Source organism: Streptomyces prasinopilosus, from assembly GCF_001419695.1.
Lineage (GTDB): Bacteria > Actinomycetota > Actinomycetes > Streptomycetales > Streptomycetaceae > Streptomyces > Streptomyces prasinopilosus.
Map to the genome: position 1 here is coordinate 1 of NZ_LIRG01000694.1, position 9,208 is coordinate 9,208.

General features: G+C 73.6%; 6 protein-coding genes and 1 pseudogene. 5 read left to right on the top strand and 2 right to left on the bottom strand.

From position 1 onward, the window contains the following. The 4 genes and pseudogenes from AOK18_RS24675 to moeZ form a co-directional block, all read left to right on the top strand. Window positions 1-694 (top strand): annotated as a pseudogene (locus AOK18_RS24675) (hypothetical protein); the annotation flags it as partial. Between the two features lie 40 nt (window positions 695-734). Next, window positions 735-1,718, top strand: a complete 984-nt coding sequence (locus tag AOK18_RS24680) for an NAD-dependent epimerase/dehydratase family protein (protein ID WP_055695754.1) — start codon at window positions 735-737, stop codon at window positions 1,716-1,718. After that, window positions 1,706-2,584: a spherulation-specific family 4 protein gene (locus AOK18_RS24685; RefSeq protein ID WP_079105155.1), complete on the top strand. Its 879-nt coding sequence runs from the start codon at window positions 1,706-1,708 to the stop codon at window positions 2,582-2,584. Before AOK18_RS24680 ends, AOK18_RS24685 begins: the two co-directional genes overlap by 13 nt. A 64-nt stretch (window positions 2,585-2,648) precedes the next feature. Next, a complete protein-coding gene (moeZ, locus tag AOK18_RS24690; RefSeq protein WP_055695755.1) occupies window positions 2,649-3,827 on the top strand; it encodes an adenylyltransferase/sulfurtransferase MoeZ in 1,179 nt (392 codons plus the stop codon). 100 nt (window positions 3,828-3,927) lie between these two features. Here the strand turns inward: moeZ and AOK18_RS24695 are convergent, their stop codons facing one another. Both AOK18_RS24695 and AOK18_RS24700 read right to left on the bottom strand, forming a co-directional pair. Continuing rightward, window positions 3,928-5,400 (bottom strand): alpha/beta hydrolase, encoded by a 1,473-nt coding sequence (locus AOK18_RS24695; RefSeq protein ID WP_055695756.1) that lies wholly within the window; start codon window positions 5,398-5,400, stop codon window positions 3,928-3,930. Window positions 5,401-5,553: 153 nt separating this feature from the next. Then, window positions 5,554-8,391: a lysylphosphatidylglycerol synthase transmembrane domain-containing protein gene (locus tag AOK18_RS24700; RefSeq protein WP_055695757.1), complete on the bottom strand. Its 2,838-nt coding sequence runs from the start codon at window positions 8,389-8,391 to the stop codon at window positions 5,554-5,556. 199 nt (window positions 8,392-8,590) lie between these two features. On the opposite strand from AOK18_RS24700, the gene AOK18_RS24705 reads away from it, so the two are divergent. Further along, window positions 8,591-9,043, top strand: a complete 453-nt coding sequence (locus AOK18_RS24705; protein WP_055695758.1) for an MGMT family protein — start codon at window positions 8,591-8,593, stop codon at window positions 9,041-9,043. Window positions 9,044-9,208: the final 165 nt, after the last annotated feature.

The window sequence follows — 9,208 nt, forward strand, 5'->3', positions numbered from 1 at the left end:
CGCCCCGCCCACCACGGGCACCGCGGCCTGGACCTGCTGGCTCCTCGGCTACGCCCTCCTGGGCGACGGCCTGCTCCACACCGCGATCACCGGCGGTCCCGACGGCCCGCCCACCCACGGGCCCGGCGGCGACTGGGCGCTCACGGTCGCCCCGGTCCTGGCCCTCATCCTGGCCTTCGCCCCCGGGGCCTGGAGTGTTCGGTTCTTCGCGGTACGGGCCCGCCGCAAGGTCGCGGCCAGCCGCGGCCTCGAGGACTTCGCCGACTCCGTGCGCCCCCTGCTGTTCGGGTCCCTCGCCCTGTTCCTGGGCGCCCTGGCGGCCCTCTTCACCCTCTGCGCCACGGTCCTGGACGAGTCCCCCGCCCACCACGCAGTGCTCACCCTGGGCGCCCTCCTCTTCCTGGCCCGCCTCCTCACCCTCCACGGCCTCCCCCACGCGCCGAGGACGGTCCTCGCCACCGCGTCCCTCGCCCAGGCCGCGGCCCTGGCCACGGTCTTCGCGGCCCGCCTGCCCGGCTGCGGGGCGCTGGCCACCCCCGTGGAAACCCTGGCCGCGGCCTGGGGCCCCGGCGGCGTCGCCGCCCTCGTCTGCGGCACGGCCGCCCTGGCCCTTCTGATCCACGCAGCACGCACCCTCACCCGAGCCTCGGCCCACGCCCAGCCGGAGGCACCACCCCAAGGAGATTCCACATGATCACCCGCCCATCAGCCCCGGCCGTCACAGGAGCCACCCGATGAGAGTCCTGCTGATCGGAGCCAATGGGTACATCGGCCGCTTCGTCGCCGACCGTCTGCTCGCCGACCCGGCCGTCCAGCTCACCGTCCTCGGCCGCGGCGACGACGCCGACGTCCGCTTCGACCTCGCCACCGGCAGCCCCGGCGCGCTCACCCGGTTCCTCGACGCCGTCCACCCCGGCGTCGTGGTCAACTGCGCCGGCACCACCCGCGGCGGAGCCCGCGACCTCACCCGGCACAACACCGTCGCCGTCGCCACCGTCTGCGAGGCCCTGCGCCGCAGCGGCTGCGGCGCCCGGCTCGTGCAGCTCGGCTGCAGCGCCGAGTACGGCCCCAGCCAGCCCAACTCCTCCACGGCGGAGGACGCCGTCCCCCGCCCCGGCGGCCCGTACGGCGTGAGCAAGCTCGCCGCGACCGAACTCGTCCTCGGCTCCGGCCTGGACGCCGTGGTCCTGCGGGTCTTCTCACCCGCGGGACCCGGCACCCCCGCCGGTTCGCCCCTCGGCCGCCTCGCCGAGGCCATGCGCCGCGCCATGCAGTCCGGCGACGGCGAACTGAAACTCGGCGGACTCGGCGTCCAGCGCGACTTCGTCGACGTCCGGGACGTGGCCCGTGCCGTGCACGCGGCCTCGCTCTCCGCCGCGCAGGGGGTCATCAACATCGGCTCGGGCCGTGCCGTCCGCCTGCGGGACGCCGCCGCGGTCCTCGCCCGCGTCGCCGGGTACGGCGGCACCCTCCAGGAGCTCGACGGGCCCCACGCCCCCCACGGCGCTCACACCCCGCACCTCAGGCAGGCCATCGGGCACCCGCGCGGCGAGTCCGACCCGCACGCGGCCTCGGTCGCGTTCCCGTACCCGGACGGCTGCGGCAGCTGGCAGCAGGCGGACGTGCGCACCGCGCGCGACCGGCTCGGCTGGCGCCCCCGGATCAATCTCGAGGAGTCCCTCGCCGACATCTGGATGGAGGCGGCATGTCGCATCTGATCCGCCACAGCCCTCCGGGCGGTCCGGGTCGTCCGGACGGTCCGGACGACCCGGGTGGTGCGGACGTCCCGGGCGGTCCGCGCGCTCCCGTCCCTCCGGCCGCCACGGACGACAGCGGACCCGGCTTCGGCACCGGCACGAGCACCGGCACCGCTGCCGGTACCGGCTTCGGGGTGCCCGGCCTGGCGCACCCCCTCCTCGCCCCGGCCGAGTGGAACGCGCTCACCCGGCCGGGAGGCGTGGGCCTCCTGCACTGGGTCGTCCTGGACGTGGCCGACGGGCCCGGAGTGCAGCCCGATCCGAGCTGCCTGGAGGCGGTCGGCCGCCTGCGCAACGCCGGGGTCCGCGTCCTGGGCCGTCTCGACGCGGCCCACGGCCTGCGGGACTTCGGCGGACTGGTCTCGGACGCGCACCGGTTCACCGACTGGTACCGGGCCGACGGATTCCTCCTGGACCGCTGCCCCGCGGACCGCGCCGCGCTTCCCGCGGTCCGGCGCGCGGTCCGCACGCTCCGGGCGATCCGCGACGGGGCCCACATCCTCCTCGGCCACGGGACCCACCCGCACCCCGGCCACGCCGAGATCGCCGACCAGCTGGTCACCTTCTGCGGCCCGTGGTCCGACTACCGCTGGTCGCAGGTGGCCGAGTGGACCGTCGACCACCCGCCCGAGCGCTTCTGCCACCTCGTCCACGGGGTGCCCCGGCCGCACCTGGAGGAAGCGCTGCGCGTCGCCCGCTGGCAGGGTGCCGCGACCGTCTGGTTCACCGACCGCACCGACCGCGACAGCCGCGTCGGCCCCTGGGAACCGCTGCCCGGCTACTGGGACGATGTCGTCTCGCAGGTCGGGACGGGTGTCTCGGAATGAAAAAGGCCATGGCACTGTTGGGATGAAGAACAACCGTAGTGATTGACCGACCAACGGAGTCCCCGTGTCGTTGCCACCCCTGGTCGAGCCGGCCGCCGAGCTCACCGTAGACGAGGTCCGCAGGTACTCCCGCCACCTGATCATCCCCGACGTGGGGATGGCCGGGCAGAAGCGGCTGAAGAACGCCAAGGTGCTGTTCGTCGGCGCCGGTGGCCTGGGATCGCCGGGGCTGATGTACCTGGCCGCGGCCGGCGTGGGCACGCTCGGCATCGTGGAGTTCGACGAGGTCGACGAGTCCAACCTGCAGCGGCAGGTCATCCACAGCCAGGCCGACATCGGCCGGCCCAAGGCCGAGTCCGCACGCGACTCGATCAGGGGCATCAACCCCCACGTGAACGTGGTCCTCCACGAGGAGCGCCTCGAGGCCGACAACGTGATGGGCATCTTCGGCGACTACGACCTCATCGTCGACGGCACGGACAACTTCGCGACCCGGTACCTGGTCAACGACGCCTGCGTGCTGCTGAACAAGCCCTACGTCTGGGGTTCGATCTACCGCTTCGACGGCCAGGCCTCCGTGTTCTGGTCCGAGCACGGCCCGTGCTACCGCTGCCTCTACCCGGAGCCCCCGCCCCCCGGCATGGTCCCCTCCTGCGCCGAGGGCGGCGTCCTGGGCGTGCTGTGCGCGTCCATCGGCTCCATCCAGGCCAACGAGGCCATCAAGCTCCTCGCCGGCATCGGCGAGCCGCTCGTCGGCCGGCTGATGATCTACGACGCCCTGGAGATGCAGTACCGCCAGGTCAAGGTCCGCAAGGACCCCGACTGCGCGATCTGCGGCGAGAACCCGACCGTCACCGAACTCATCGACTACGAAGCCTTCTGCGGCGTCGTCTCCGAGGAGGCCCAGGCGGCGGCCGCCGACTCCACGATCACTCCCAAGCAGCTCAAGGAGTGGATCGACGAGGGCGAGAACATCGAGATCATCGACGTCCGCGAGCCGAACGAGTTCGAGATCGTCTCCATCCCCGGCGCCCGGCTGATCCCGAAGGACGAGTTCCTCATGGGCAGCGCCCTGGAGAGCCTCCCGCAGGACAAGAAGATCGTCCTGAACTGCAAGACGGGCGTCCGCAGCGCGGAGGTCCTCGCGGTCCTGAAGTCCGCGGGCTTCGCCGACGCCGTCCACGTCGGCGGCGGCGTGGTCGGCTGGGTCAACCAGATCGAGCCGGCGAAGCCGATCTACTGACCGATCGCCCGGCCCCGGGTCGCCCCGCGATCCCGGACGGGTCCCGGACGTCTCCGGCGGGGGTCCCGCGCACCACGGGTGCGCGGGACCCCCGCCGTCGTCATGAGCAGACCTTGCCGTCCTTTGGCACCGTGCCCTCCAGCAGGTACGCGTCCACGGTGGAGTCGACGCAGTCGCTCCCGCTGCCGTACGCGCCGTGGCCCTCGCCCTCCCAGGTGAGCACGGTCCCCACGCCCTCGCCCAGCTCGTCCGCCATCCGCCGGGCCCCCTCGTACGGAGTGGCGGGATCGCCGGTGTTGCCGATCACCAGGACCGGAGCGGCACCCGGCGCGCTCACCTCCGGGGTGTCGTGCTGACCGGGCACCGGCCACTCGTGGCACCAGCCGGCCGTGTCCCAGCCGAGGAAGGAGCCGAACACCGGCGAGATCCGCTCGAACTCCGGCAGCAGCTCCTCGGTCCGGTCCGCGGTCAGCCGCTGCTTGTCGTCCAGGCACGATATGGCCCGCTGCGAGTGGGTCGTCGTGCCGTACCTCCCCGACGCGTCCCGTTCGTTGTAGCCGTCGGCCAGCGCCAGCAGCTCCGATCCGTCGCCCTCCTCGGCCGCCTCCAGCGCACTGGTCAGCACCGGCCAGCCGTCCTCGCCGTACAGGGGGAGGACGATGCCGGTCAGCGCCAGCGACTGGGTCAGCTCCCGCCCCTTCGAGGACGTCGGCAGCGGCTCGGCGTCGAGCCGGTCCAGCAGCTCCGCGATCTCGCGCGACCCCTGCCCGGGGTCCCGGCCGGTGGACTCCAGGTAGTTCTCCAGCGCGCGCTGGAATCCGCGGGTCTGGTTCTCGGCGTGCCCCACCGTGTCGGCGCTCGGGTCGACCACCGCGTCGAGGACCAGCCGCCCCACCCTCTTCGGGAACAGGTGGGCGTAGACGCCGCCGAGTTCGGTGCCGTAGGAGATGCCGAAGTAGTGGAGCCTGTCGTCGCCCAGGGCCTGCCGGATGCGGTCCATGTCACGGGCGGTGTCGGTGGTCGACACGTGGGCCAGCAGCTTGCCGGCCGACTCCCGGCAGCCCTTGCCGAAGTCCGCCGCGTCCGCGAAGTACGCCCGCTTCTCGGCCGGGGTGTCCGGGGTGGAGTCCACCGACTCGGCCGCCTGGATCTCCTCGTCGTCCCGGCAGCGGATGCCCTCGCTGGCGGCCACCCCGCGCGGGTCCCAGCTCACCAGGTCGTACCGCTCGCGCAGCTTCGAGGCGGTGGTGGCGTAGGAGGGCAGCATGGACACGCCGGAACCACCGGGCCCGCCGAAGTTGAACAGCAGGGACCCGAGGCGGTCGTCCCCCGTGGCCCTCGCCCGTATCAGCGCCAGCCCGATCGTCCCGCCGTCCGGGTCCGACCAGTCGAGCGGCACCCGGAGCGTGCCGCACTGCCACTCGTCACCGGGCGCGGGCGTGTCCCCGGAGGCCTCGCAGCGCCCCCAGTCGATCGCCGTACCGCCCCTGTCGCGGTCGCCGGAGCCGACGCATCCCGCCGCCAGCAGCGCGGCACAGGCCGCCAGAGCCGTCCACCGTGCGAAACGCGTCATGGGCCCCATTCCCCTCGCGGGCCGTCCGCGTCGTGCGGCGGACGGCGGTCAGGCCATGGTAGGCAGGTCCCGGATTCACCGTCGAAGCCTGTGGGCAACCCTCTGACCTGCTGTTTCGTTGCCTCCGTGGTCTGCTCGCGCCGCCCGTCGCGGTTACAGCGCCTCCTTGCGGGTGAGGTGGTTGAAGGCCAGCCACCCCGGGAGCACCGGAAGCCACAGGGTCAGCAGCCGGAACAGCAGCACCGCCGGAGCGGCGACCTCACTGGGCAGTCCGACCGCGATCAGCCCGACCGTCAGGGTCGCCTCGACCGCCCCCACACCGCCCGGTGTGGGAGCCGCCGACCCCAGCGCGTTGCCCGCGAGGAAGACCACCGCGACACCGGCCAGGCTGACCGACGTCGTCCCGTCGCCGAACGCCCGGACGGAGGCGTACAGGCACAGGACGAAGCAGGCGGTCAGCAGCAGCATGCCGCCGATGCCGGTGGCCAGCTTCTGCGGGCGCTGCAGCACGTCGAGCATCCGCGGCACGACCCCCGCGAAGAGCGAGCGCACCCGGGTGAAGAGGAACTTCCGCAGGAACGGCACCGAGGTCACCACCAGCACCAGCACCGCCACCGTCAGCAGACCCGCGATGACCGTACGGGACGGAGACAGCGAGGGCGTCTTCTCGGTACCGGTCAGGTAGCCGAACGCCAGCAGCATCAGGATGTGGCAGCCCAGCCCGAACAGCTGGGACGCGCCGACACTCGCCACCGCGAGCCCCGGACGCACCCCGGCACGCTGGAGGAACCGGGTGTTCAGGGCGACGCCGCCCACCGCCGCCGGGGCGACGATCTTCACGAAGGAACCGGCGACCTGCGCCGCCACCGTCCTGACGAACGGGACCCGCTCCGGCACGAACCCCAGCAGCGCCAGGGCGGCGGCGAAGTAACTGGCGGCCGAGAACAGCACGGCCGCGGCGACCCAGCCCCACTCCGCGTTGGCGATCAGCGGCCCGAACTCGATGTGGGTGAGCTGCGTCAGCAGGAAGTACCCGCCGATGGCGCCCGCGATGAAACTGATCAGCGTGCGCGGACGCACCCGCTCCAGACGGACCGGCTCGACCGGCGCCTGCGGCCTGATCCGGAGCACCTCGTGCCGGATCTGCGTGAGCAGGTCCTCCTCGCGGGCCTCCTCCAGCGCCTCGTCGAGCGCCCGCTTCTCGGCCCGCTGCTCCGCGCGTACGGCCTTCTTGCCGTGCCTGTCGGGCCTGCCGGCCGCGGCGGGACCGTCGGCCGGGGACCCCTCCCCGGGATGGTCCGCGGCCTGCTCCGTGCGCGGCTGCTTGGCCTGCCGGGAGGCCTCCAGGACCGCCTCGCGCTCCCGCTCGGCCCGCTCCCGGGCGAGCCGGCGCAGCGTCGCGCGCGTGGAGCGGCTCAGCGCGATCGGCTGGAGCATCGGCAGGCAGTCCGCCACGGCGTCGGGGCCGAGCACGCTCAGTGCCGAGGCCACCGAGCGTTCGGCACCCACTCGCAGCCCCAGCGTCACCAGCAGCTGGGAGACGTCCATGCGCAGCAGCACCTCGCCGGCCGCGATCTCCCCGACCCGCAGGTCGGTGAGGATCACCGTGCCGGAACGGTCCACCAGGATCGCGTCGCCGACCAGCCTGCGGTGCGCGATCCGGCGGGAATGCAACGCCTGCACCTGGCGCCAGGTGTCGCGCAGCAGCGCGTCGGTGATCTCCTCGTCCGGCAGCGAGTCGAGGGTGCGCCCGCCGCTGTGCTCGTAGACGAGCATCACCGCGTCGGGGCCGAGCTCGGACATCGCGATCAGCTTCGGCGCGTTGGCGCCGGCCGCGATGGCCGCGTACGCCAGCAGCGCCTCCTGCTCGAGCGCCTGGCGCAGGGACTGGAGGCTTCTGCGGGTGGCGAAGCCGCGCAGGGTCAGATTGCGCCACGCGCGGTAGAAGAAGCCCTGCGCTTGCTGCTCCCGGTCGACCACGGTCACGTCCAGCGGCGGACCGTCCTCCAGGGTGACGAAGTACCGGCGCCCCCGGTCCCCGGCCTCGACGGCGTCCGGCGCCTCCTGGCGGGACGCGCTCACCGGACGGAAGCCGACGGTCCGCAGGCCCGCCATCAGGGTCTGCCCGGTGGGGCGCACGTTGGGCGACCCGACCGCGTAGAGGGTGCCGTACGCGACGGTCCAGCCGAGCAGCACCGTCAGGATGACCGAGAACGGGGTCGTGTACCCGGTGACCAGCATCGAGAAGGCGTCGAGGAGCAGCACGACCCACAGCACCGCGCGCCATCTGGGTCTGCGGGACATGCCGACGGCCGTCATGTAGGCGATGACGGGTGCCAGATAGCCGTGCACCGGATCGGTGAGGGCGTGGACGTCGCCGGGGGAGGGCTGGGTCAGCGCCTCCTGGATCGAGCCGGGGGCCGCCCGCGCGACCCACAGGTCGGTGGCGAGCGTCACTCCGTGCGCGAGGACGGCGGCGAGCACACCGTCGGCGATCCGCAGCCCGTCCCGTTTGATCAGCCGTTCGATGGCGAAGGCGACTGGCACGAGGAGGATCGCGATGCTGGAGGCCAGACCGGCGATCTTGATGAGCAGGTCGGGCGCCTGGCCGGTGCCCTTGGTGATGTCCTGTTCCAGCCCCGAGGTGGTGCCGTGGGCGAACGCGGCGATCGCCAGCAGCACCCCGATGGCGAACACGCCCACCAGGAGCCGCATGAGGTCGGACGGACGGTGCACGCGCGCGGGGAGGAGGGGTTCGTCGCCCTCGACCTCCTCGACGCGCGCCGGATCCGTGCCGCCCGCACCGTCCGTGCCGTCGGCGTGGCGGGCGCCCGGGGCGGCCTGCTCCCCGGCGTCCCCGGTGCCGGCGTCCGGCGGACCGGCGCGACCGCCGTGATCCGTGTCCTGCGGACCGGCGCGACCGGGGTCCGGGCGCGACGAAGCGTCAGAGGTGCCCGCCGCGTCCCCGGGATGCGCACCCTGCTCCGTCATTGCCTCTTCTTGGTCTCTTATCACCAGATCACCGCCCGCACGATGGTGGCATGCCGCGCCGCCGCACGCGGGCGGCAGGGTCGACGTGCGGGGTCGCACAGTCTGCCCGAAGCACGGTTCCCGGGCGAGGCGTACGCATGCCCCGGTGCGCGTCACGGGTCCGGCCGCGTTGTCGGTGGGGTGGTGCAGGATGGGTCGGATGAGCCAGCAGCGCCTTCCGCCCGAGACCGGTCCGGAGCACGCGGGCGCCCTGCCCGAGTACGCCGAGCGGGTCCTCGACGTGGCCGAACGGATCCCGCCGGGCCGCGTCATGACGTACGGCGACGTGGCCGAATGGCTGGAGGAGGGCGGCCCCCGGCAGGTCGGGCGCGTGATGGCGCTCTACGGGGGAGCCGTCCCGTGGTGGCGGGTCGTCCGCGCGGACGGGGTGCTGCTGCCGGGCCACGAGCTGAGGGCCCTCGACCACTACCGCGCGGAGGGAACCCCGCTGAAGGAGGCGGGCCGGACCGCCGACGGGCACCTGCCGCGCCTCGAGATGAGGCGCGCGCGGTGGGACGGCGGCGGGCCCGCGGACGGGAGCGGACACGCGGGGGACCGCACCGGCGGGTCCTCGCCGCCGGACCCGTCGGACGCACCGTCGTGCGGCCCGTGAACCGCACGGGGGAAACGCGACGCGCCCGTGGCATGACGTACGTTCGTGAGGCGGGTGGCACGAGGGCCGCACGCGCCGGGAGGGAAGAAACGGAAGTCCCGCTCCCGGACGCTCTGCCGGCGTAGCGTCCACCCCACGCGTCCCCCCAGACCCCGCGGCCACCGC